Annotated in this window: 23 protein-coding genes and 2 pseudogenes; 10 read left to right on the plus strand and 15 right to left on the minus strand. The window is 71.7% G+C overall.

The window, feature by feature from the left end; translation table 11 throughout:
* Positions 1-32: 32 nt before the first annotated feature.
* Together OG456_RS07170 and OG456_RS07175 are read right to left on the minus strand one after the other, a co-directional pair.
* Positions 33-488: pseudogene (locus OG456_RS07170) on the minus strand (response regulator transcription factor); the annotation flags it as partial.
* A gap of 147 nt (positions 489-635) precedes the next feature.
* Entirely contained in the window at positions 636-1,901 is a 1,266-nt protein-coding gene (locus OG456_RS07175; protein WP_266558344.1) for a histidine kinase, read from the minus strand.
* Between the two features lie 180 nt (positions 1,902-2,081).
* Here OG456_RS07175 and OG456_RS07180 point away from each other — a divergent pair, with 180 nt between their 5' ends.
* Positions 2,082-2,282: a hypothetical protein gene (locus OG456_RS07180; protein WP_266558346.1), complete on the plus strand. Its 201-nt coding sequence runs from the start codon at positions 2,082-2,084 to the stop codon at positions 2,280-2,282.
* A 23-nt stretch (positions 2,283-2,305) separates the two neighbouring features.
* Here OG456_RS07180 and OG456_RS07185 read toward each other — a convergent pair whose 3' ends face one another.
* Together OG456_RS07185 and OG456_RS07190 are read right to left on the minus strand one after the other, a co-directional pair.
* The gene (locus tag OG456_RS07185; RefSeq protein ID WP_266558348.1) at positions 2,306-2,707 is read right to left on the minus strand and encodes a ribonuclease; all 402 of its coding nucleotides are present in this window, start codon (positions 2,705-2,707) and stop codon (positions 2,306-2,308) included.
* A 155-nt stretch (positions 2,708-2,862) separates the two neighbouring features.
* Positions 2,863-3,767 (minus strand): annotated as a pseudogene (locus OG456_RS07190) (DMT family transporter).
* Positions 3,768-4,095: 328 nt separating this feature from the next.
* Between OG456_RS07190 and OG456_RS07195 the strand changes: the two are divergent.
* Positions 4,096-4,827, plus strand: a complete 732-nt coding sequence (locus OG456_RS07195; RefSeq protein ID WP_266558350.1) for an SDR family oxidoreductase — start codon at positions 4,096-4,098, stop codon at positions 4,825-4,827.
* 73 nt (positions 4,828-4,900) lie between these two features.
* Here OG456_RS07195 and alc read toward each other — a convergent pair whose 3' ends face one another.
* Together alc and allB are read right to left on the minus strand one after the other, a co-directional pair.
* Complete coding sequence (alc, locus tag OG456_RS07200) at positions 4,901-6,025, minus strand: allantoicase (protein ID WP_266558352.1); 1,125 nt, start codon at positions 6,023-6,025, stop codon at positions 4,901-4,903.
* Between the two features lie 5 nt (positions 6,026-6,030).
* A complete protein-coding gene (allB, locus tag OG456_RS07205; RefSeq protein ID WP_266558354.1) occupies positions 6,031-7,371 on the minus strand; it encodes an allantoinase AllB in 1,341 nt (446 codons plus the stop codon).
* Between the two features lie 304 nt (positions 7,372-7,675).
* Between allB and OG456_RS07210 the strand changes: the two genes are divergently transcribed.
* Positions 7,676-8,476, plus strand: a complete 801-nt coding sequence (locus tag OG456_RS07210; RefSeq protein ID WP_227298117.1) for an IclR family transcriptional regulator — start codon at positions 7,676-7,678, stop codon at positions 8,474-8,476.
* Here the strand turns inward: OG456_RS07210 and OG456_RS07215 are convergent.
* Entirely contained in the window at positions 8,419-9,177 is a 759-nt protein-coding gene (locus OG456_RS07215) for an ABC transporter ATP-binding protein (protein ID WP_266558357.1), read from the minus strand. The two genes, OG456_RS07210 and OG456_RS07215, sit on opposite strands and share 58 nt — an antisense overlap.
* Positions 9,174-10,250, minus strand: a complete 1,077-nt coding sequence (locus OG456_RS07220) for an ABC transporter permease (protein ID WP_266558359.1) — start codon at positions 10,248-10,250, stop codon at positions 9,174-9,176. The genes OG456_RS07215 and OG456_RS07220 overlap by 4 nt, the downstream gene beginning before the upstream one ends.
* A 135-nt stretch (positions 10,251-10,385) precedes the next feature.
* Here OG456_RS07220 and OG456_RS07225 point away from each other — a divergent pair, with 135 nt between their 5' ends.
* Together OG456_RS07225 and OG456_RS07230 are read left to right on the plus strand one after the other, a co-directional pair.
* Positions 10,386-11,564 (plus strand): sensor histidine kinase, encoded by a 1,179-nt coding sequence (locus OG456_RS07225; RefSeq protein WP_266558361.1) that lies wholly within the window; start codon positions 10,386-10,388, stop codon positions 11,562-11,564.
* Positions 11,561-12,187, plus strand: coding sequence for a response regulator transcription factor (locus tag OG456_RS07230; RefSeq protein ID WP_266558363.1), 627 nt, complete (start codon positions 11,561-11,563; stop codon positions 12,185-12,187). The genes OG456_RS07225 and OG456_RS07230 overlap by 4 nt, the downstream gene beginning before the upstream one ends.
* Before the next feature lie 189 nt (positions 12,188-12,376).
* On the opposite strand, the gene OG456_RS07235 is transcribed toward OG456_RS07230, so the two are convergent.
* Together OG456_RS07235 and OG456_RS07240 are read right to left on the minus strand one after the other, a co-directional pair.
* Positions 12,377-12,910 carry a universal stress protein gene (locus OG456_RS07235; protein WP_266558365.1) on the minus strand — a complete coding sequence of 178 codons (534 nt, stop codon included), beginning with the start codon at positions 12,908-12,910 and terminating at the stop codon, positions 12,377-12,379.
* Positions 12,907-13,050, minus strand: coding sequence for a hypothetical protein (locus OG456_RS07240; RefSeq protein WP_266558367.1), 144 nt, complete (start codon positions 13,048-13,050; stop codon positions 12,907-12,909). The genes OG456_RS07235 and OG456_RS07240 overlap by 4 nt, the downstream gene beginning before the upstream one ends.
* Before the next feature lie 100 nt (positions 13,051-13,150).
* On the opposite strand from OG456_RS07240, the gene OG456_RS07245 reads away from it, so the two are divergent.
* Entirely contained in the window at positions 13,151-14,644 is a 1,494-nt protein-coding gene (locus tag OG456_RS07245) for a PLP-dependent aminotransferase family protein (protein WP_266558369.1), read from the plus strand.
* Between the two features lie 35 nt (positions 14,645-14,679).
* Here OG456_RS07245 and OG456_RS07250 read toward each other — a convergent pair whose 3' ends face one another.
* Entirely contained in the window at positions 14,680-14,994 is a 315-nt protein-coding gene (locus OG456_RS07250) for a DUF5955 family protein (RefSeq protein ID WP_266558371.1), read from the minus strand.
* Between the two features lie 224 nt (positions 14,995-15,218).
* Between OG456_RS07250 and OG456_RS07255 the strand changes: the two genes are divergently transcribed.
* Together OG456_RS07255 and aceB are read left to right on the plus strand one after the other, a co-directional pair.
* The gene (locus tag OG456_RS07255) at positions 15,219-15,824 is read left to right on the plus strand and encodes an NTP transferase domain-containing protein (protein ID WP_266558373.1); all 606 of its coding nucleotides are present in this window, start codon (positions 15,219-15,221) and stop codon (positions 15,822-15,824) included.
* Between the two features lie 227 nt (positions 15,825-16,051).
* A complete protein-coding gene (gene aceB, locus OG456_RS07260; protein ID WP_266558375.1) occupies positions 16,052-17,686 on the plus strand; it encodes a malate synthase A in 1,635 nt (544 codons plus the stop codon).
* Positions 17,687-17,824: 138 nt separating this feature from the next.
* On the opposite strand, the gene OG456_RS07265 is transcribed toward aceB, so the two are convergent.
* Positions 17,825-18,739, minus strand: a complete 915-nt coding sequence (locus tag OG456_RS07265) for a HipA family kinase (RefSeq protein ID WP_266558377.1) — start codon at positions 18,737-18,739, stop codon at positions 17,825-17,827.
* 115 nt (positions 18,740-18,854) lie between these two features.
* On the opposite strand from OG456_RS07265, the gene OG456_RS50805 reads away from it, so the two are divergent.
* Positions 18,855-19,448 (plus strand): transposase, encoded by a 594-nt coding sequence (locus OG456_RS50805; protein WP_353963609.1) that lies wholly within the window; start codon positions 18,855-18,857, stop codon positions 19,446-19,448.
* Here the strand turns inward: OG456_RS50805 and OG456_RS07270 are convergent.
* From OG456_RS07270 to OG456_RS07280, 3 genes are all read right to left on the minus strand, one after another.
* Positions 19,417-19,950, minus strand: a complete 534-nt coding sequence (locus OG456_RS07270) for a YrhB domain-containing protein (RefSeq protein WP_266558379.1) — start codon at positions 19,948-19,950, stop codon at positions 19,417-19,419. The two genes, OG456_RS50805 and OG456_RS07270, sit on opposite strands and share 32 nt — an antisense overlap.
* A gap of 11 nt (positions 19,951-19,961) precedes the next feature.
* Entirely contained in the window at positions 19,962-20,255 is a 294-nt protein-coding gene (locus OG456_RS07275; protein ID WP_266558381.1) for a hypothetical protein, read from the minus strand.
* Positions 20,256-20,590: 335 nt separating this feature from the next.
* Positions 20,591-21,910 (minus strand): transposase, encoded by a 1,320-nt coding sequence (locus tag OG456_RS07280; protein ID WP_266558383.1) that lies wholly within the window; start codon positions 21,908-21,910, stop codon positions 20,591-20,593.
* A gap of 26 nt (positions 21,911-21,936) precedes the next feature.
* Here OG456_RS07280 and tnpA point away from each other — a divergent pair, with 26 nt between their 5' ends.
* Positions 21,937-22,368, plus strand: a complete 432-nt coding sequence (gene tnpA, locus OG456_RS07285) for an IS200/IS605 family transposase (protein ID WP_266558385.1) — start codon at positions 21,937-21,939, stop codon at positions 22,366-22,368.
* Positions 22,369-22,371: the final 3 nt, after the last annotated feature.

The following is a 22,371-nucleotide window of genomic DNA, read 5'->3' on the forward strand; positions in this document are numbered from 1 at the left end:
GGGCGCCACGTCGTCTACAACCTGCATTCACGCGCGCGTGCCCTGCGCTCCCGCTGCGGGTCGGGGCCGGTGGCCCGCGTGATGAGCTGCCGGGTCACCGTCGGCGACAGGACGGGCGCCCCGGAGGCCACCCGGCGGACCGCCTCGACGATCTCGGCGGGCGCGGTGTCCTTGAGGACGAAACCCGCGGCCCCGGCGGGCAGCGCGCGCAGTACCTGTTCGTCGGCGTGGAACGTGGTGAGGACGATGACCTCGGGTGCGTCGGACCGAGCCCGCAGCGCCTCGGTCGCGGCGAGCCCGTCCACGTCCGGCATACGGATGTCCATGAGGACGACGTCGGGACGGGTCTCGGCGACGAGGGCGGGGACCTCCGAGCCGTCGCCCGCCTGGCCGACGATCTCGATGTCGAGCGCGCCCCCGAGCATGAACGAGAGGCCCGCACGCACCAGCGGGTCGTCGTCGACGAGGAGCACCCTGATCGGTTCCACCGAGTTCATCCAGTCCCGCCTTCGCGCCGTCGTACCGCAGCCGTCACTCTCGTCGCCAGCCGTCACCGTCGTCGCAGCCACCGTCCTCGGGGCCACCGTAGCGAGGCGGTGATCACCTGGTCCACGGGTGCCCGCCGCGGGCGGGGGTCACCCGGGCCACGGCAGCCACGCCTCGATCGCGAAGCCTCCGTCGTCGGCGGCGCCGTGGCCGAGGCTGCCGCCGGCCAGGGTCGCGCGTTCCGTCAGGCCGATCAGTCCCTGGCCCGAGCCGGGCACGTGCGGGACCTCGCCGGGGGGCGGCGGGTTGCGGACCGAGACGGTGACGCCGTCGCCCGGCGCGCCGGAGACGACGACCAGGACCTCGGCGCCGGGGGCGTGCTTGCGGGCGTTGGTCAGTCCCTCCTGGACGATGCGGTAGGCGGTGCGGCCGACGGACGCGGGGACGGTGTCCGGGGCGCTGACCTGGTGGTCGAGGACGATCTTCGTCCCCGCCTCGCGCGACTCGGCGACGAGGGCGTCGAGCGCGGCCAGCGTCGGCTGGAGCCGCCCCGACTCCTCGCCGTGGTCGTCGGCCCGCAGGACGCCGATGATCTCGCGCAGGTCCTGGAGCGCCTCGTGGGCGCTCTCGCGGATGACGCCGGCCGCGCGGGCGACCTCCCGCTGCGGGGCGTCGGGCCGGAACTCCAGGGCGCCCGTGTGGACGCTGAGCAGCGTGAGCCGGTGGGCGAGCACGTCGTGCATCTCGCGGGCGATGGCCTCGCGGGCGAGGCGCTGCGCCTGCTCGGCCCGCAGTGCGGCCTCGGTCTCGGCGCGCCGCGCCCGGTCGCGCAGCGACAGCAGGAGCTGGCGCCGGGAGCGTACGAACATGCCCCAGCCGACGACGGTGACCGTGAGGATGATCGTGAAGGCGACGGAGACGACGTACGGCGAGTCCGGGTCCGGCCGGATCCAGAAGAAGAACGGGATCAGTGCGCAGGAGGCGCCGGCGACCCACGCGACGTATCGGAAGGGGCGGTGCACGGCGAGGGTGAAGACGGCGACCAGGGTGGCGCCGCCCGCGCTGTTCGACACCATGCTGACGGCCGACAGCGCGACGGCCAGGCCCAGAGGCCACCGCCTGCGCAGCCACACGGAGGCGCAGGCGAGTGCGCCGAGCCACTGGTCGAGGGCGGCGAGGCCCTCGGAGGTGTTCGGGTCGTTCGAGACGGAGTGGGCGCCGAGCAGGCCGATGCCCACGGCGACGCCGAAGCAGGTGAAGTCGACGACCCAGTCGCGCAGGGTGCGGCGCCACCGGCCGGGGCGGCCGTCCGGGTCCAGGTCGAGCTCGTCGGCGACGGCCGAGGGCAGCATCCTGCGCCGCCACCGGTACCGCTCCCCCGGCGGGGGCGTCTCTGTCCGTCCCTGAACCTCCATGGTCGACAAATCTACGCACCCGGGGCACACGGGACCGCCTCGTGGAGCGGACCGTGGACGAAAGTCGCGGCGGCCGGTACTTCGGTAGCCGCGTCCCTGCGGAAGTCGCGCCTTGTGGCGGGACGCACCTCGCCCCGCGGCCGATGTGCGTGGGAGGTCCTCGGGGCGAGGTTGTCACCTATGAAGAAGGTTCTGGAATTCATCGGCGCGATCGCGCTCATTCAGGGCGCGGTCGGCCTGTTGCACGAGTTCACCGGGTGGCTGAGCTGGGGCGTCGTCCAGCACCTCGGCTTCCTCGACGGCTACGAGGTGTACGGGAGCATCGCGCTGATCGTGCTCGCGTTCGCCCTGTTCGCCGCGTCGGAGAGTGTCGGGAGCTGACGGCGCCGGTCACCGCGGGCGGTTCAGCAGCCGTGGTCGACGAGGTCGAACGTCGCGTAGTGGTCGCCGGTGTAGTAGTCCTCCTGGGACTGCTCACCGGTGACGATGCGGCGGGCGCCGCGGGTCGGGGAGCCGGGGGTGATGACCGTGTACTCGTGGTAGTAGCCGGTGGACTGCGAGGGCAGGACGCCTTCCCGGTTCTGGAAGACGGTGCCGTCCTGGTCGTACGGGTAGGGGCCACCCTGCTCGATGAGGTCGAGGGTGTCGTGGGCCTGAGAGGGCAGCGCCGAGTAGCAGATGTCGCCGACGGCGGTCACGGAGTACGTGACGGGGGCCGCGGTGGCCGAGCCGGCGAGGACGGGGCCGCCGATGAGCAGGGCGGCGGCGAGGGCAGTGACACTGGCGATTCGTGGGGGGATTCGCATGGCCCCTAGTGTGACGCGCGTAGAGCATGACGTGTCAACGTCAAGTCGGGGGAGTTTTCCGGAAGTTAACCAATCGGAGGCGCCGCTTCAGGCGCGCCCAGGGCGCGTTCGGGGCCCGATCGGCAAGCGCCTGAGGCGGTGACTCAGGCGGCGGCTCAGGCGGTGGCCCGGCGCCCCCATGCCGTCCCTGCCAGCACGAACACGGCTCCCAACAGGCCCAGCAGTCCCAGGCGTTCACCGCCGATGACGATGCCGGCCGCCGCGGCCCACAGCGGCTCCGTGCCGAGGAGCAGGCTCACCCGGGACGGCGACGTCCGATGGACCGCCCACATCTGCACGAAGAAGGCGAAGAGCGTACAGAAGACGGACAGGAAGACGAGGCGCCCGCCCACTCGCGCGCGCCGAAGTCCGCGGCCGCCTCCCACGGCGCGGCGCCGGTCCCCGGCACCCCGCACAGGAGCGCGAACACGACCACGGACGCGCCCAGTTGGACCGTCGTCAGGGGCAGCGCGTCCGCACCCCGCACGGACTTCATCCGGGCCATGGCGAGGACGTGGACGGTGCGGGCGAGGGCCGCGAGCAGCATCAGGAGGTCGCCGGCGGACGGGGCCGTGAAGCCGCCGCTCTGGGTGAGCAGGACGACGCCCGCCACGGAGACGGCCGCCGCGGCGAGGAACGTCCGGGACGGCCTGGTCCGGGTCACCGCGGCCTCGGCGAGCGGCGTGAAGATCATGGTGAGGCTGATGATGAGCCCCGCGTTCGTCGCGGAGGTGTGGACGACGCCGTAGGTCTCCAGAAGGAAGATCCCGCTGAGGATCAGCCCGAGGAGTCCCGCCCCGCGCCACTGTGCGGCGCCCAGCCCGCGCAGCGCGCCCCACCCGGCGACGGCGAGCGCCGGCAGGACGGCGCCGAAGCGGAGCACGAGCACCGCGAGGACGGTGGTCTGCGTGGTGATGCCCTTGGCCGCGAGATAGCTGGCTCCCCAGACGACGGCCACGAGGAGAACGGGCAGGTCGGTGAGCCAGGCGCGGCGGGGCGCGGTGACGGTGAGCGTGGTCAAGGTGCGGTCTCCGGCGGCGTACGGCGGGCGTGGAGACGTCGGCGGCTCGCACAGGGGCGGCTCACCGTACCCGCGGCAAGATCGTCGGGGCCAGCGCTTTCCGCCCACCGGGCCGGCTCGACTCTTTCGCCTGATCCAGACGAGAGGGCCTGGCCCCACCCGCACCGACCCCAACCCCCACCACACTCGTACCCGCACCCGCACCCGGAATGCATCGGTCTGCCCACGTGGCCCGGGGCGGCGGCATAGGTGTCCGTTTGCCGCCAGCACCAGGGACCGCCCGTCCATTTACTTGAAGTCATAACAACCGATGGCTACAGGAGGACCCATGAACAGCAGGGCAGCACTCGTCACCGGTGGCAGCCGTGGGCTCGGCGCGGCGACCGCGCTGCGGCTCGCCCGTGAGGGCGCGGATGTGGCGGTCACCTACGTGAACGGCAAGGAGGCGGCCGAGGAGGTCGTGCGCCGCATCGAGGCACTGGGGCGGCGCGGCCTCGCGCTGCGCGCCGACTCGGCGGACGCCCACGAGGCGGCCGGCGCCGTGGAGCAGACGGCGGAGGCGTTCGGCAGGCTCGACGTGCTGGTGAACAACGTGGGCCTGGGCGTGCTCGGACCGCTGGAGGGCTTCTCCCTCGCCGAGATCGACCACGCGCTCGCGGTGAACGTGCGCGGTGTCCTGCTGGCCTCGCAGGCCGCCGCGGCACGGCTGTCCGACGGCGGCAGGATCGTCACCGTCGGCACCTGCATGACCAAGCGCGTACCGGGTCCCGGCGGGACGGTGTACGCGACGACCAAGGCGGCCCTGATCGGCCTGACGAAGGCGCTGGCGCGCGAGTTGGGCGGCCGCGGCATCACGGCGAACATCGTCCACCCGGGCCCGATCGACACGGACATGAACCCGGCGGACGGCCCTTACGCCTCGGGCCAGACCGCTTCCGTCGCGCTGGAGAGGTTCGGCACGGCCGACGAGGTGGCGTCGATGGTCGCCTATCTCGCGGGCCCCGAGGCCACGTACGTCACGGGCGCGGAGTTCGCCGTGGACGGCGGGCACGCGGCGTGACGTGATGCGCGCGGGGGCGTACCGGTGCTGTCGGGCCGGTACGCCCCCGCGCGGGTCTGCGGGAGGGACGGGGTCAGCCGCCGAGCTCCTGGTGGCGGGCCGTCAGGCGGGCCGTGCCCTCGTCGGTCAGCGAGCCGAACAGGCGCAGGCGGGAGATGCCGCCGTCCGGGTAGATGTCCACGCGCGCGTGGGTACCGACCGCGGGGGTGTCGAGCACGAAGCGGTGGTTGGTGTCGGGCTGGAGGCGCGTGCGGGGCAGGACCTCGGTCCACGCAGCTTCGTCGGTGGACTCGCCGTCGCGCACCGAGACCGAAGCCCAGCCCGCCGAGTTGCCCTTGAGGTACGCGGTGTCGATCTCCAGGGCGCGGATCTGCGACTGGGCGACCAGGCGGTAGCTGATCCAGTCGTTGCCCTGGTCGCGGCGGCGGCGGGTCTCCCAGCCGTCGTCCATCTTGCGGGAGCGACCCGGCTGGATGGTGTTGCTCGCGGGCGAGTAGAAGAGGTTGGAGGCGTCCTCGGCGCTGCCGCCGTTCTCCAGGGCGACGACGTCGAAGGTGCCGAGCGTGGCGAGCCACTTGGGGTCGGGCACGACCTCGCCGTGGACGCGCAGGCGGGCGATGCCGCCGTCGGGGTGCTGGTTGACGCGCAGGTGTGTGAAGCGCTGCTCCACGTCGACGGCGAAGCCGTTGGCCGCGTGGCCGCCGACCGCCGTGCGGGGTACGAGCGTCGTCCACTTGACGTCGCCCGACAGGAGCTCCGCCGGGGTGGGCGCGCCCTCGACGGACGCGGCCTCGACGGAGACGGCCTGCGGGTAGTTGCCGCGGAAGTGGGCGGTGTCGACGATGATGCCGCGGATCACGCCGGGCGCGCCGAGCCGGACGAGCGCCCAGTCGTGGTCCTCGGCGGTCGGCCACGGGTGGTCCGCGCCGGTGCCGCGGCGACGGCGGGTCTCCCAGCCGTCCATGATCTTGCCCTTGTGGCCGAAGTGCTCGGGGTCGAACTCGGCGCGCTCGGGCACGAGGAGGTTCTCGCGCTGGGCGAAGAACTCGTCGTTGGCGGCGATGACACCGGCGCCGAGCTGCCGCGCGGCGAGGTCGGCGTACTGCGTGAACGGGAAGTCGGCGGTGCGGTAGTCGGCGTACGGGTCTCCGCCGCCGTAGGGGTTCGCGTCGCCGGTGAAGCGGGGAATCGCCGTCACAGTGATCAGTTGTTCCTTTCGAGGAGCTTGCCGGCGGGAGCGGTGAACTCGCCCTCGGCGACGATGCGTTCACCGCGCAGCCAGGTCGACTTCACGACGCCGTGCAGCGTCTTGCCCGCGTAGGCGGTGACGCGGTTGCGGTGCTGCAGTTCGGCCGGGTCGACGGTGAACGTCTCCTCGGGGGCGAGGACCGCGAAGTCGGCGTCGCGGCCGGCGGCGATGGCGCCCTTGCGGTCGTCCAGGCCGACCAGCTCCGAGGTGCGCGAGGACATCCAGCGCACCACGTCGTCGAGGGAGTGGCCGCGCTCGCGGGCCTCGGTCCAGATGGCGGAGAGGCTCAGCTGGAGGCCGGAGATGCCGCCCCACGCGGTGGCGAAGTCGTCGGTCTTCAGGTCGGCGGTCGACGGCGAGTGGTCGGTGACGACACAGTCGATGGTGCCGTCGGCGAGCGCCTGCCACAGCAGGTCCTGGTTGGCGGCCTCGCGGATGGGCGGGCAGCACTTGAACTCGCTCGCCCCGTCCGGGACTTCCTCGGCGGTGAGCGTGAGGTAGTGCGGGCACGTCTCGACGGTGAGCTTGACGCCCTCGGCCTTGGCCTCGGCGATCAGCGGCAGCGCGTCGGAGGAGGACAGGTGCAGGATGTGGACGCGGGCGCCGATCCGCTTGGCGGTGTCGATGAGCCCCTTGATCGCGACGTCCTCGGAGATCCGCGGCCGGGTCGCGAGGTAGTCGTCGTACTTGGGACCGCTGTTGTGCGGGGCGACGTCCAGCTCGTGCGGGTCCTCGGCGTGCACGATGAGCAGGCCGCCGAACCCGGCGATCTCGGCCATGGAGGCGGTGAGCTGGTCACCGTTCAGGTGCGGGAACTCGTCCACGCCGGACGGCGAGAGGAAGCACTTGAAGCCGAAGACGCCGGCGTCGTGCAGCGGACGCAGGTCCTTGACGTTGTCGGGCAGCGCGCCACCCCAGAAGCCGACGTCGATGTGCGCCTTGGCGGCGGCGACGTCCTGCTTGGTGCGGAGGTTGGCCGCGGTCGTCGTCGGCGGCAGCGAGTTGAGCGGCATGTCGACGATCGTGGTGATGCCGCCGGCCGCCGCGGCGCGGGTGGCCGTCCAGAAGCCCTCCCACTCCGTGCGCCCCGGGTCGTTCACGTGGACATGGGTGTCCACGAGGCCGGGCATGAGGACATCGTCACCGAAGTCCTCGAGCCGGGCGCCGGCCGGTACGTCCGCGTCGTGCGGAAGGACGGCGGCGATCTTTCCCCCGGCGACGGCGACCGACGCGGGCCGCGTGCCTTCGGGGGTGATGACGCGGGTCGAGCGCAGCACCAGTTCGACGTCGGACACCCGAGCCCCTCTCAGTAAATTCAACGTTCTGTTGAAGGAGTTTTCACTCCGGTCCAGGGTCCGTCAAGACCCGTCTCGTACGGGGCGACGCCGTCCTGGACGTTTCCACAAAGTGGAATTATAATTCCGTAAGCCAGAACGTAGCTATCTACGACGACACCGTCAAGGGAGCACGGGTGTGGCCCGGCGACACCCGGACAAAGACCCCCTGACCGGCCGGAACAACCCGGGCCGTGCCACACCCCCCACAGTGACCGCCGGGTAGGCTGCAGCCTTGCCCTTCCGCCCCGAAAGGAACGCGCCCGTGCCGACGTCAAGCGCCAGCACCAAGTCCTCTGGCCCTTCCGCCCCGACCGGCGGAGTCCAGTCCCTCGAGCGCGCCTTCGACCTCCTGGAGCGGATGGCCGACGCCGGGGGCGAGGTGGGTCTCAGCGAGCTCTCCGCGAGCAGTGGCCTTCCCCTGCCGACGATCCACCGCCTGATGCGCACCCTGGTCGCCTGCGGCTACGTGCGCCAGCAGACCAACAGGCGCTACTCGCTCGGCCCCCGCCTGATCCGCCTCGGCGAGTCCGCCTCCCGCCTGCTCGGCACCTGGGCCCGCCCCTATCTCGCCCGCCTCGTCGAGGTGACCGGCGAGACGGCGAACATGGCGCTGCTCGACGGGGACGAGATCGTGTACGTCGCGCAGGTGCCGTCCAAGCACTCGATGCGGATGTTCACCGAGGTGGGCCGCCGCGTCCTGCCGCACTCGACGGGCGTGGGCAAGGCCCTGCTCGCCGACACCCCGGCCGACGAGGTGCGCGCGCTGCTCGCGCGGACCGGCATGCCGGCCGCCACGGAGAAGACGATCACGACGCCCGAAGGCTTCCTCGACGCGCTCGCCGAGGTGCGCACCGCCGGGTACGCGGTCGACGACAACGAGCAGGAGATCGGCGTGCGCTGCCTCGCCGTCTCCGTGCCCAACTCCCCCACGGCCGCCGCGATCTCGATCTCGGGCCCGGCGGGACGCGTCACCGACGCGGCGACCGAGAAGATCGTTCCGGTGCTTCAGCAGGTCGCCGAGGAGTTGTCGGTGGCGCTGTCGAGCTCCGGGGTCGGCGTGTAACGGGCACCGCCCGCGGTGTCACGGGACGGGCCGGCCGTCGTGAGCCGCCCGTCCACCATTTCGCACACCTCGTCCGCCACCGCGAGATGCGCCCGGTCGTGCGTGACCAGGACCGTCGCGGTGCCGCGCTGCCTCGTGAGGCGGGCGAGCAGATCCAGTACGGCCGCCCCGCGCTCGTGGTCGAGGGCGCTCGTCGGCTCGTCCACGAGCAGGACCGACGGCTCGTTCATCAGGGCGCGGGCGATGTTGACGCGCTGGCGCTGACCGCCCGACAGCTGGTGGGGGCGGCGGCGCGCCTGGTCCGTGAGCCCGACCGCGGCCAGCAACTCCCCCGCCCGCTCCCGTACTTCGCGCGGTTTGCGGCCGTCCAGGTGGGCCATGACCTGGAGCTGTTCGAGGGCGGTCAGGGACGGCAGCAGGTTGGGCTGCTGGAAGACGATGCCGAGGGAGCGGCGGCGCAGCTCGGCGCGTTCGGCGGGGCCGATCGAGTCCGTCGGCGTGCCGCCCACTGTCACGGTGCCGCTGTCGGGCGTGACCAGCGTCGCCGCGACCGCGAGGAGGCTGGACTTCCCCGAGCCGGACGGGCCTACGACGGCGGTGCACGTCCCGGCCGGGACGTGCAGCGTCACCCTGTCGAGCGCCGTGATGCGGCCGTCGCCGTCCGGGTAGGTCAGGGTGATCTCGTCGAGGTCGAGACTCATCGGGCGCTCCCGAGTGCGGTGAGGGGGTCGACGGCGGTGATGCGCCGGATGGACAGAGCGGCGCCGGCCGCGCCCAGGACGGTCATGACGGCGGCCGGGCCGAGCGTGGTGAGCGGCTCCATGACGAACGGCACACTGTCGGGCACGAACACGGCGATGAGCGCCGCGAGCGCCGTACCGAGGACCGTGCCGCCGACGAGCATGACCACGGCCTGCCCGAGCGCGTCCTTGAGCAGATAGGGCGTCGAGGAGCCGAGGGCCTTGAGGACCGCGATGTCGCCGCTGCGCTGGATCGTCCACACGGTGAAGAACGCGCCGATGACCATCGCCGAGATGACGAAGAGGAAGCCCCGCATCAGCTGGAGCGAGCCGTCCTCGGCCTGGTAGGACCCTATGGCCTCCAGCGCCCCGTCGACGGTCCGCGTCTCGGTGCCCGCGGCACGGTCCGCGCCGCCCAGGTCGGCGCCGTCCCCGGTGCACAGGGCGATCACGGTGGCCTGCTCCCCGGAGCGCTGCCCGCCCGGCGCCACGCTCTGCCAGTCGCCGAGGTCGATCCAGACGACAGGAGTGTGGCTGTACGAGGCGTCGCCCGCGACCGCGCTCACCGTCAGGGACGTACCGGACAGGGCGATACGGTCACCGGGCCGCGCGCCCAGATCGTCCGCAGCCTGCTGGGACAGGACGGCCGTGCCGGGTGCCGTCGTGTCGGGCGCGAGCCCCGAGCGGGGCCGCACGCCGAACGCGGACACGGCCGCCGTGTGCCGGCCCGCTTCGGCGTTGACGGTGCTGATGCCGAGCGGCTGCGCGCTGTCCACCCCCGGGCGCGCGCCGAGCGCGCGCCACTGCTCGGCCCCGACCGTCGACCCGGTGAACGACACCGCCTGGCCGTCCGGGGGCCGGGCGAAGGCCAGATGGTCGGCGGACAGCCCGGTCAGCGCCGAGGTGTTGTCCCGGGCCAGGCCCGCGGTCAGGCCGGACAGCAGGCCGACGAGCAGCGTGATCAGCACGATCACGCTTCCCATCAGCGCGAACCGGCCCTTGGCGAACCGTAGATCTCTCCATGCGACGAACATGGTCCCCAGCCTGCGGCCGGGCCCCCGTCCCGGGCATCGCGCCACAGCACGCTTCACCCGAATCGAAGGAAGGAGCCACCTTTCAAACTTTCGGTTGACCGCGGGCCGGGATCTTCTGCCTACGCTGGTGACGGTATGGATCCACGTTCCCTGACCCCCGTTCTGCGCGTCCTGCGCCTGTGCCTGCATCTGCTGATGGCCGGGCTGCTCGTGCTGGTCGCCGGCCGGGCACTCGCCGAGGACTCCGCGGGGGCGGGCGCCGTGGTGGCCGCCGCGGTCGTGTTGGCCGTCGTGTACGGCGCGGGCCCGCTGATCCCGGCCGTACGGGCCACGCGGGCCGGGGCCGCGCTGTGGCTCGGGGCGCTGTGCGCGGTGTGGCTGGTGCTCCTCGTCCTCTCCCCCGACGGCCTGTGGCTGGCGTTCCCGCTGTACTTCCTCCAACTGCATCTGCTGCCCGCCCGCTGGGGCGTGCCCGCCGTGACGCTTACCGCGGGCGCGGCCATCGCCTCGTACGTACGTCATGGCCAGCCGCTCAACCCGGGGGCGTTCATAGGGCCGCTCCTCGGCGCGGCCGTGGCCGTGGCGACGGTCATCGGCTACCAGACGCTGTACCGCGAGAGCGAGCGCAGACGGCACCTGATCGAGGAGCTGATCGCGACGCGCGCCGAACTCGCCGCCGCGGAGCGCACGGCGGGCACCCTCGCTGAGCGGGAGCGACTGGCCCGCGAGATCCACGACACCCTCGCGCAGGGCCTGTCCTCGATCCAGCTCCTGCTGCGCGCGGCCCAGCGCGCGCTGCCGCCGCAGTCCCCGGCCGCCCCGCACATCGAACAGGCGCGAGCGGCCGCCCAGGACAACCTGGCGGAGGCCCGCCGTTTCGTGCGGGCCCTGTCCCCGCCGGACCTGGACAACGGGTCACTCGCCGGGGCCCTGGAGCGGCTGTGCGCGACGGCTCCCGGGCTCACCGTCCGCTTCACGGAGAGCGGCACGCCGGCGGGGCTGCCGACGCCGTACGAGGTCGCGCTGCTGCGGATCGCGCAGTCGGCGCTCGCCAACACCGTGCGGCACGCGGGTGCACGCCGCGCCGAGATCACCCTCAGCTTCATGGACACGGCCGTAGCCCTCGACATCGTGGACGACGGCCGCGGCTTCGACCCCGTGTCCGCCCCGGCCGGTGACGGCGGGTTCGGCCTGCCCGCGATGCGCTCACGCGTCGAGTCCCTCGGGGGCACGTTCACGGTGGAGTCGGCGCCGGGGCAGGGCACGGCGGTCGCGATCACGCTCCCTCTTCCGGTGGTGGGAGGGGTGGCGTGACCATCCGGCTCCTGCTCGCCGACGACCACCCCGTCGTACGCGCCGGGCTCCGCGCGGTCCTCGACGCCGAACCCGACTTCGAGATCGCCGCGGAGGCCGCCACGGCAGAGCGGGCCGTGGAGCTCGCGGCGGGCGGCGGGGTCGACGTCGTCCTCATGGACCTCCAGTTCGGCGCCGGGATGCACGGCTCGGAGGCGACCGCGGCCATCGCGGCGAGGCCCGGTGCGCCGCGCGTCCTCGTCCTGACCACGTACGACACGGACGCGGACATCCTGGCCGCGGTGGAGGCGGGCGCGTCCGGCTATCTGCTGAAGGACGCGCCGCCGGAGGAGCTCGCGGCTGCGGTCCGCACGGCGGCCTCCGGCCAGTCCGCGCTCGCGCCCGCGATCGCGCACCGCCTGATGGACCGCATGCGGGCCCCGGCCGAGGCGCTCAGCCGCCGCGAGCTGGAGGTCCTCCAGCTCGTCAGGGACGGCCTGTCGAACCAGCGGATCAGCAAGGAACTGTTCCTCAGCCAGGCGACGGTGAAGTCCCATCTGGTACACATCTACGCCAAGTTGGGCGTCGACTCACGCACGGCGGCGGTCGCCGCGGCCACCGCACGCGGCCTGATGCGCCGCTGAACCACCGTCCGGCCTGCCGGCCCCCACCGCCGCGAAGTCACCTGCGGTCACCCGCCGCAGCCCGTGCCGAGCCAGGCACGGGCACCGTCAGCACCGGCCGGCACGGCGCGCGCCCCACGACCGCGCCGGAGATCCGCCCCGCGCCCGGCGGCCGTCACCGCACGCGGGCTCGTGCGGCGCCGTCCCCGTTCACTCTGCCGGACCCGCCGCCGCGAAGTCGTGCGCGCTCGCCCGGCGCAGCGCGCGCAGCTCGTGCCGGGCCAGCGGCGGCGCGGGCACGGTCAGGACCGGGCAGCCGGCGTGCGCGACGACGTAGCGGTGAATCCGTCCGCGCCACATGCGGCGTGCGTGGACGCCGATGACGAGCAGGTCGTCCGGGCCCGCCACCGCGTCGCGCAGGGCCCGGCCCGGCCCGGCCCTGACCACACGGCGTACCAGGTCCACGTCCCGGGGCGGCCCGCCGAGGGCCTCGGCGAAGGCGCGGTCGAGGCGGGCACGGGCCTCGCCGTGCCAGTACCGGGCCCACTGCCGGTCGGGGCGCCGGGCGTACATGCCCTCGCCCTCGGGCGGCTCCCAGGCGAGGACGGCGACGAGGACCCGGCCCGAGCGGCGTGCCTGCTCGGCGGCCGCGCGCAGCGCCGCGAGCCCGCCGAGCGAGTCGCTCACCCCGACGACGACCTGCCCGGCCACTGACTCGGAGTGCCGGACCGCAACCCCGGTCACGACTTCCTCCCCTTGCGCCGCTTCCCGTTCACGAGCGCGCGCACCCAGGCGCCCGCCGGGCGCGCGGTGCGCGCCTCCGCGCGGCGCTGCATCTCTCGTTCGAAACGGTCCGTGACACAGCCCGCCCCGTACCCGTCCATGGCATGCCTCCTCAGCCGTTCCCCAGGCCAAAGCCCCTGACCTCTGTCGAGTCTGTACGCTGATTGGCCTGGACAGCAGGGCCAATAACGGAGAGTTGGCATGGCAGGCAATCGAGTGGTCCACGCCTTGAGCACCCCGGGCACGGACAGCATGAACAGATCCCTGGGCAGCCGCCGCCTCGCCGGCCTCCTGGCGGTGACCGCCGGGGAGAGGCCCGGCTACCGCGCCCTCGCCCAGGGCGTGCGCACCCTGCTGCTCGACGGTCGTATCCCGCTGCACACCCGGCTGCCCGCCGAGCGCGAGCTGGCCACGGCACTCGGTGTCAGCCGCGCCACGGTCACCGCCGCCTACGACCTGCTGCGCGAGGGCGGCTACGCGCACAGCAGGCGCGGGGCGGGTACCTGGACCGAGCTGCCCGAGGGGCAGCGGCCCGCCAGCGTGGCCGTCTTCCCCGCGGGCGACGACGTGATCGACCTCGCCGTCGCGGCGCCCGGCGCACCCGAGGCGGAACTCGCCGACGCGCTCGCCGCCGCGAGCGCACTGCTGCCCCGGCACGCGTCGACACCCGGCTACCACCCGTACGGGCTTCCCGAGCTGCGGGCCGCGGTCGCCGAGCGGTTCACGCGGCGCGGCCTGCCGACGCTCCCCGAGCAGATCCTCATCACCTCGGGCGCCCAGCAGGCGGTGTCGCTCACCCTGGGGCTCCTCGCGAGGGCGGGCGACCGCGTCCTGGTCGAGAACCCGTCGTACCCGAACGCCCTGGACGCGCTGAACAGGGGCGGGATGCGGGCCACACCGGTGCCGGTCACGGACGGCGGCTGGGACACGGACCTGTTCGAGTCGGCGCTGCGGCAGACCGCGCCACGGCTCGCCTATCTGATCCCGGACTTCCACAACCCGACCGGGCGGCTGATGCCACGCGAGCAGCGGGTGCGGCTCCTCGATGTGGCGCGGGCGACGGGGACCTGGCTGGTCGTGGACGAGACGGTCGCCGACATCGCGCTGGACGTGCCGGCGCCCGCGCCGTTCGCCTCGCTGGCCCCGCACGGCGCGGGCGAACAGGTCGTCACTGTCGGCTCGTTGAGCAAGACCCACTGGGGCGGCCTGCGCATCGGCTGGGTGCGGGCCGGGTCGCGGCTCATCACGGAACTGGCCACGGCACGGGTGCCGTTCGACATGTCGGGTTCCGTGCTCGACCAGCTCGTCGCGCTGCGGCTGCTCGACCGGATGGACGAGGTCCTGAGCGAGCGCCTGCCGCGGATGCGGGCCCAGCGGGACGCGCTCGCCGAGGACCTGGCGCGTGAACTTCCGGAGTGGCGCTGGCAGTTGCCGCCCGGCGGCCTGTCGCTCTGGATCGACCTCGGCCGCCCGATCGCCTCCGCTCTCGCCCGGGCCGCGCTGCGGCACGGGGTGCGCATCGAGGGCGGCTCCCGCTTCGGCGCGGACCCGGGCACGCACGAGCACCGGCTGCGCTTTCCGTACACCCAGCCGCCCGAGGTCGCCAGGGAGGCGGTGCGCCGCCTGGCGCAGACGCTCGCGGACGGCCTCGGCACGACGGGTGACGAGCCGGGCCGGCCCCACTGGGTGGCGTGACGCCGGGCCGAGGGGCCGCCAACTCGCTTACGAGGTCAGTACAGTGGCGGCCCGCCGAACAGCTCCACCGCTTTGCGCACGTCCCCGAGGCCCTTCGCCAGGGCGCTGACCGAGCCGATCGCGCCCGCGATGAGCAGCAGGGAGCGGCGCAGGCGCGGGATCTCGGGGAGACCCCCGGCGGCCATCGCGTCCAGGGCGGCCAGTTCGTCCTCGGCGACCCCCCGGTCGGGGAACTCGGCCGGATGGGCGGCCAGTTCACGGCGCAGCCTGGACACCGCGGCGCGTAACTCCGTCACCCGCGGATCCTCTTCGCTGACCGCCACCAGCTTCTGCCCCACGCTCCGCAACACAGTTCTCCCCCCTCGCACGCCTTTGTGCGACCGCGCACGTGCGCGTTCCGCACGTCCGACGCCTTCCGCGACCCCGGCGGGGCGTTGGCCGGACTCGCCGCATCGGGGTCGCCGGCCAGTAAACGCCACTTTCTGCCGCGCCCGCCACCGTGCCGACCGAATTCCGGCCTCACGAGTGTCCCGGCGGTCGGCGCGCGGGGCACCCGGTGAGGTATCCAGGCTTCATGACACACGCAACGGATGACGCTCCGGTGACCGGACTGCTGCTCGCGGCGGGCGGCGGGCGCAGGCTCGGCGGGCGGCCGAAGGCGCTCCTGACGCACCGCGGGCGCCCCCTGGTGGAGCACGCGGTGGCGGTGCTGCGCGCGGGCGGCTGCGAGCGCGTCCACGTCGTTCTCGGCGCCGCCGCCGACGACGTACGGGCGCGGGCGGACCTCACGGGGTGCGTGCTCGTGGAGAACCCGGCGTGGGAGGAGGGCATGGGGTCGTCGCTGCGGGCGGGCCTCGGCTCGCTCGCCGGGACGGGGGCGTCGGCCGCGCTCGTACTCCTTGTGGACCAACCGGGCGTCGGGGCGCCGGCGGTGGCTCGGGTCCGGGCCGCGTACCGGTCGGCGGAGTCCCTCGCGGCGGCCGCGTACGACGGGGAACGCGGGCATCCGGTCCTGTTCGGGGCGGAGCACTGGCCGGGGATCGTGGCGAGCGCGGCCGGGGACCGCGGGGCGCGCGCCTACCTGAAGGAGCACGCCTCGGAGCTCACGCTCGTGGAGTGCGGCGATGTGGCCGATGACTACGACATCGACACCGAGGCCGACCTCAAGCACCTTGAATGAGTGGTGAGTGAGGCACATGAACGGGGCGTGAGGAGCCTGGCACCGAGCGCCACGTTATGTCGTCCCGAAGAATCTCGACATCAACAAACCATTGAACTTCCACAATGAGGAAACTAGTATCCACTGTTCAGAAGGGCCGGTCCCCCCGCGCGGGGTCCGTAGTCGTGTCCCGGCGCCCACGGCACTCGGTGCCGCCCGCGCCCGTTCGCTGAAGGAAGTGACAGCTCATGTCCGCACCAGCGCCGTCCCCGCTGGCCATCGTCGACGCAGAGCCCCTGCCCAGGCAGGAAGAGGTGCTCACGGACGCGGCCCTCGCCTTCGTGGCCGAGCTGCACCGGCTGTTCACGCCCCGGCGTGACGAGCTCCTCACCCGCCGCGCGGAGCGTCGCGCCGAGATCGCCCGCACCTCCACGCTCGACTTCCTCCCGGAGACCGCTCATATCCGCGAGGACACCACCTGGCGCGTCGCGCCCGCGCCGGCCGCGCTGAACGACCGCCGCGTCGAGATCACCGGTCCCACCGACCGCAAGATGACCATCAACGCCCTCAACTCGGGCGCCAAGGTCTGGCTCGCGGACTTCGAGGACGCCTCGGCCCCCACCTGGGAGAACGTCGTCCTGGGCCAGGTCAACCTGGTCGACGCCTACACACGCACCATCGACTTCACGGACGAGCGCACCGGCAAGTCGTACGCCCTCAAGGGCAACGACGAACTCGCGACCGTCGTGATGCGCCCGCGCGGCTGGCACCTGGACGAGCGCCACCTGAAGGACGAGGCCGGCCGCCCCGTTCCCGGCGCGCTCGTCGACTTCGGCCTGTACTTCTTCCACAACGCCAAGCGTCTGATCGAGCTCGGCAAGGGCCCGTACTTCTACCTCCCGAAGACTGAGTCGCACCTGGAGGCCCGCCTCTGGAACGAGATCTTCGTCTTCGCGCAGGACTACGTCGGGATCCCGCAGGGCACCGTCCGCGCGACCGTCCTGATCGAGACGATCACGGCCGCGTACGAGATGGACGAGATCCTCTACGAGCTCCGCGACCACGCCGCCGGCCTGAACGCGGGCCGCTGGGACTACCTGTTCTCCATCGTCAAGAACTTCCGTGACGGCGGCGCCAAGTTCGTCCTGCCGGACCGCAACCTGATCACGATGACGGCCCCGTTCATGCGCGCCTACACCGAACTCCTCGTCCGCACCTGCCACAAGCGGGGCGCGCACGCGATCGGCGGCATGGCGGCGTTCATCCCGTCGCGGCGCGACGCCGAGGTCAACAAGGTCGCGTTCGAGAAGGTCAAGAACGACAAGGACCGCGAGGCCGGCGACGGCTTCGACGGCTCGTGGGTCGCCCACCCCGACCTGGTCCCGATCGCGATGGCGTCCTTCGACGCGGTCCTCGGCGACAAGCCGAACCAGAAGGAGCGCCTGCGCGAGGACGTGTCCGTCGCGCCCGGCGACCTGATCGCGATCGACTCCCTCGACGCCCGGCCCACCTACGACGGCCTGGTCAACGCCGTCCAGGTCGGCATCCGCTACATCGAGGCGTGGCTGCGCGGCCTCGGCGCCGTCGCCATCTTCAACCTGATGGAGGACGCGGCCACCGCCGAGATCTCCCGCTCGCAGATCTGGCAGTGGATCAACGCCGGTGTCGTCTTCGAGGGCGGCGAGCACTCCGGCACGACCGTCACAGCCGACCTGGCCCGTGAGGTCGCGGCCCAGGAGCTCGCGAACATCAAGGCCGAGATCGGCGAGGAGGCCTTCGCGGCCGGCAAGTGGCAGCAGGCCCACGACCTCCTCCTCCAGGTCTCCCTGGACGCGGACTACGCGGACTTCCTGACGCTGCCCGCGTACGAGCAGCTCCGCTGATCGACCGCACCATGGCCCCCGGCACCGCACAGCGCCGGGGGCTTTGTGTTTTCGTCCGCGCGGCCCCGGTGGGGGGCTGGTCGCGCGGTTCCCCCGCGCCCCTGAAGGCATGCGCTGCGCGCAGCCTTCATCGGGCGGTCAGCCGAGGTGGACGGACCAGTCCTGTTCGGCGGCCGGTTTGCCGTGCAGGTCGGGGACCCGCTTGAGCCAGTCGGGGCGGCCCTTCTCCGTGTCGGCGGCGCGGCGCGCGTCGGCGGCCGCGAGTTGGTCGCGCGACGGGAAGTCCCTCGGCAGCCAGGCGGCGGAGGTACGGGCGCGGGCCGCGAGGTAGGAGACGTATGCCTCGCGGACCTCGTCGGGCGAGGTGAAGCCCGGCTCGTCGGTCAGCCACGCGTCGGGCACGAGAGCGGTGATCTCGCGGAGCATCTCCTCGGTGACGAGGGGGGCCAGCTCCGCGTCGGCGGCCGCCGTGTCGGGCCCGTAGGCGCCGAGGGCGTGATGGCGGAAGTCGTACGCCTTGTCGGGCGCGGACGCGTCCCAGCGGTGGTGGAAGATCAGGGCCGCGCCGTGGTCGATCAGCCACAGCTTCGGCTCCTGGATGCCGAAGGTGGGCCAGATCATCAGGTTCGAACTGTGGATCGTGCGGTCCACGTTGACCGTGAGGGAGTCGAGCCACACGATCTTCCCGGCCTCCAGCGGGTCGACCGTGAAGGCGGCGGCGACCTCGGGCGTGAAGTCCTTCGCGCCCGGCAGGAAGTCCATCCCGAGGTTGAGCCCGTCGCTCGCGCGCAGCAGGTCCTGGACCTCCTGGTGCGGCTCGTGGGCAGCCACCTCGGGGTCGAAGTGCGTGAGGACCAGCTCGGGGAAGCGCAGGCCGAGACGTCGCGCGAGCTCACCGACGACGATCTCCGCGACGAGTGCCTTGCGGCCCTGCGCGGAGCCGGTGAACTTCACGACGTAAACACCCAAGTCATCCGCCTCGACCAAACCAGGCAGAGACCCGCCCTCCCGAAGGGGCATGACATAGCGGGTCACAGTTACTTCCGTGAGCATTTTCCCAGGCTATACGGCCGACAGGGCCCGGTACCCCGAGGTACGCCCCGGGAGTTGCCTGCTACCTCACAAGTGGCCAACCGTTGACGCTGGGGAGTATCTGGGGAGTTTCCGCATGAAGATACCGAGATCATCTGCCACGACGCTATCGCGGCGAGCGAACCACCCTCGCACAACGGTGCAATCTCGGGCTCTTGCCCCCCTCTGCACGCAGTCTCCTAGACCACACTGCGGGCCAAACTTGAACCCGGGGAGAATCTGGGGAGTTTCAGCCAAGGCCGCCCGTGACGTGGTCGCCGCGAACGTGCAGGACCGCGACGGCGGAAAGCGCCCGCTACTGTGGACCCGCCTCGACCATCCGAGCGTGCGGAAGATCTGGGCCGACCAGGGCTTCGCTGGCCGCCTGGTGGACTGGGCCACCCAGATCCTCGGCCGCGAGCTGGAGATTGTCCGCAAGGACCCTGGCCAGCGAGGCTTCCAAGTGCAACCGAAGCGGTGGGCAATCGAACGTTCGCTGTCGTGGATCATCGCCAACCGACGCCTGGCCCGTGACTACGAGACAAGCCCGGCGCATTCGGAGACCATGGTCCGCTGGGCGATGATCGGCATCATGGTCCGTCGACTCACCCGCCGTGGACCAGCGAAACGGTCTGGACCTCGGCCCCTCGACCTGACTGCTACTGGTCCGGGCCAGCCAGCGTTTCGATAGCCAGAGGCGGACAGTTCTCCTCTTCCCGGGTGAGGTTCGCCAGCTGTTCCGACGGCTCGGCTCCGTCCCGGACGGCCATGACGTAGGTCCTTGCCTCCTGCAGGCTCAAGCGCGGGGCTTGCTTTCGGAGGTGGCTCATCGCGGCCACAACCCCGGCGGAGTTCACGAGTGCGCGGACAGAGGCGGCCAGCGGGTCAGGCGCCCTGACGCCCTTGATCTGCCGGAGGTAGAGCTCCTCCCAGTCCTCGGCTATCCACGTGGTGGCGGGGACGTGGTGGATGCTCCCGTCGTGCCGGTCCACCAGGTAAGGGCCACTGCCAACGAGGTTGTCGCGCGGATCACGGGTGCGGGCGTACTCCGCCGAGTTCCAGAAGACGAGCCAGCCGACCGCGTGCTCCTCCACGTCGCAGACGACCAGCTCACGGACCGGCCCCGCCCATGTCAGCCGCTCTGCGGCCAACAGCGACTCGACGAGCTCGACGGCGCGTTCCTTGGAGATCACGTCCTCATCATTCACGACAGGTCAACCAGGTTTCCGATCACGCTGGCGTTGCGCGCTGAGATCTCAAACGTGGTCTGACGTTCGTTGATGGCAGGGAACGCGCGCAGGAGGGAGGCAGCAGTGACGTACGCGTTGCGGCAGACCTGTTCCTCTGCGGATGGGGCCGACACGACCGCAGGGTCGATGTGGATGCGCTTGGCCAGGGCCGCCCATACGCAGACGATCACTAGCACGATTCCGACCACAACGGCGATGTGTGCGCCCACGAGCAAAGTGCCCAGCACCATACCGAGATAGGCCAGCATCGTTCCGAGTCCACGCCCACCCGGCATTCGCGCCAGATGACGGCCGACAGATAGGAGACGCCCACGGCGAGCGCCCGAACGGCAGCGGGTCGTGAGACTGCCACCTCGGTCCGTTCCCGCCGAGTTCGGCACCTAGCTGCTGACCTTGATGCACCCCTCGACGGATCACGGACAGTGACAGTCAGGGGGCGAGGACGCCGCCGAGTCGTGCCCCGGTGACGGTGCCGAGCAGGGTCTTGCCGTTGTACGTAGCCGAACTCAGGCCCAGGCCGGTGCTGCCCGAGGGGACTTGAAGTGCTCTCCTCCCTTCGCAGGCTCAGGAAGGAGATTCCTGCTTACCTTGCGGCAGCGGGCTTGACGCCACGGGTGCGCCTGACGACTGCCCTCCCGGCAGCCGGGATCGTCACGAGGCCGATCCGGTACAGGTGCAAGACGTTCCGGGCCGCGTTCCAGTCGGCATTCGCCGACCATCCGCAGTCCGGGTTCTTGCATACGAACGTGGCCTGGTCTTCGCGGCTGCCGGGCGTGATGAATCCGCACGCGGAGCAGCGCAGGGAGGTGTTCGGGGCGGGGACCTTGACCAGGGTTCCGCCGTTTCGGGCGGTTTTGTACGTCAGCAGTGTCACGGTGCGGCCCCACGCCTCTTGGCTGATGGAACGGTTCAGGCCGGACTTCTGCGCGACGTTCTTCCCCGGGTTCTCGATGGTTCCCTTGGCGGACTTGACCATGTTCGTGATCTGCAACTGCTCCACCACGACCGTGCCGTACTGCTTGGCGATGGCGGTGGTGGTCTTGTGCTGCCAGTCGGTTGCTCGGCGCGTGGCTCTTGCGCGGAGCTGCTTGATCTGGTCGTAGGTGGCGTGCAGCCGGTTGGAGCTGCGCTCTTTCGGCTTGCGGAAGCTCTTGCGGTGCGCGGCGCGCTGTTCCAGGCGGAGCAGTTTGGCCTTCTCATCCGGGTTCAGCCACTTGTCCCGGTCGGCGGTGCCGTCCGGGAGTCGGGGCGGCCGGTCGTGGTCCTGGTGGTTGCCGTCGGACAGCGCAAGCGGCAGGTTCACCCCGGCGTCGATACCGACCTCGGGACCCTGGTGGGGCTCCGGCTTGGGCTCAAGGGTCTGGATACGGAAGGCGATGTGCCATCCGAGCCCGTCTTTGACCAGCCGTGCCCCGGTGATCCGGTTCTCCTTGTTGGCGAGCTTGCCGACGGGGAGATCCTTGGTCCAGCGGAACCGGACACGGCCCACCTTGGGGATGTTGACCATGCCCCACCGTCGGTGTACTCGCTTGATCTGCAAGTCCCGGCCCTGCGGGATGTCCACCGACAATGCCGTGCGGAAGCGGGCCTTGAAGTTCGGCTCGTCCGCACGCCCGTCCCAGCAGTTCCGCCACGCCTGGAAGTACGTCTTGAGTACCGCCTGCGCGGCCTGCGCGGGCAGCACCGCGTACCAGTCGATCTCCTTGCGGGCCTGCCGCAACGCCTGATCCATGCGCGTCAGAGCGCGCTGACACTTCGGCGTCATCTGCCACAGGTCGTGGAGCTGATTCCACATCGCGCGTGCCGCGTGCGCCTGGTCATCCATGAGCCGGACCTGTGCAGGCGTCAGCGCCAGCCGGGCGCGGTGCCCGAACTGCCGCTTCTCCCACACGAGTTCACCCATGACCATCACCCTACTACAGTTGGCTTATGTCACCACGATGGAACCCGAATCCTGACGTGCGCACCGGCCGTCACGTCGTCTATAACCTTCACGTCCACTTGGTATTCGTCACCAAGTATCGGCGTAAGGCATTCACCGACGCCATGCTGACGCGCACCGAGGAGATCATGCGCGACGTCTGCACCGACTTCGAGGCCGAACTCAAGCAGTTCAACGGCGAGCAGGACCATGTGCATCTGCTCGTGCACTATCCGCCCAAGGTCCAGCTCTCCAAACTGGTCAACTCCCTCAAGGGCGTCAGCTCCCGCAGGCTCCGCCAGGAATACGACAGCCACGTCCGCCGCTACCTATGGGGCGGACACTTCTGGTCCGGCTCCTACTTCGCCGGATCCTGCGGCGGCGCACCGCTGACCGTCGTCAAGCAGTACATCGAGAACCAGCAGCGCCCCACCGGCTGAGGA

The sequence above is a fragment of the Streptomyces sp. NBC_01446 genome (assembly GCF_026340095.1).
Lineage (GTDB): Bacteria > Actinomycetota > Actinomycetes > Streptomycetales > Streptomycetaceae > Streptomyces > Streptomyces aureus.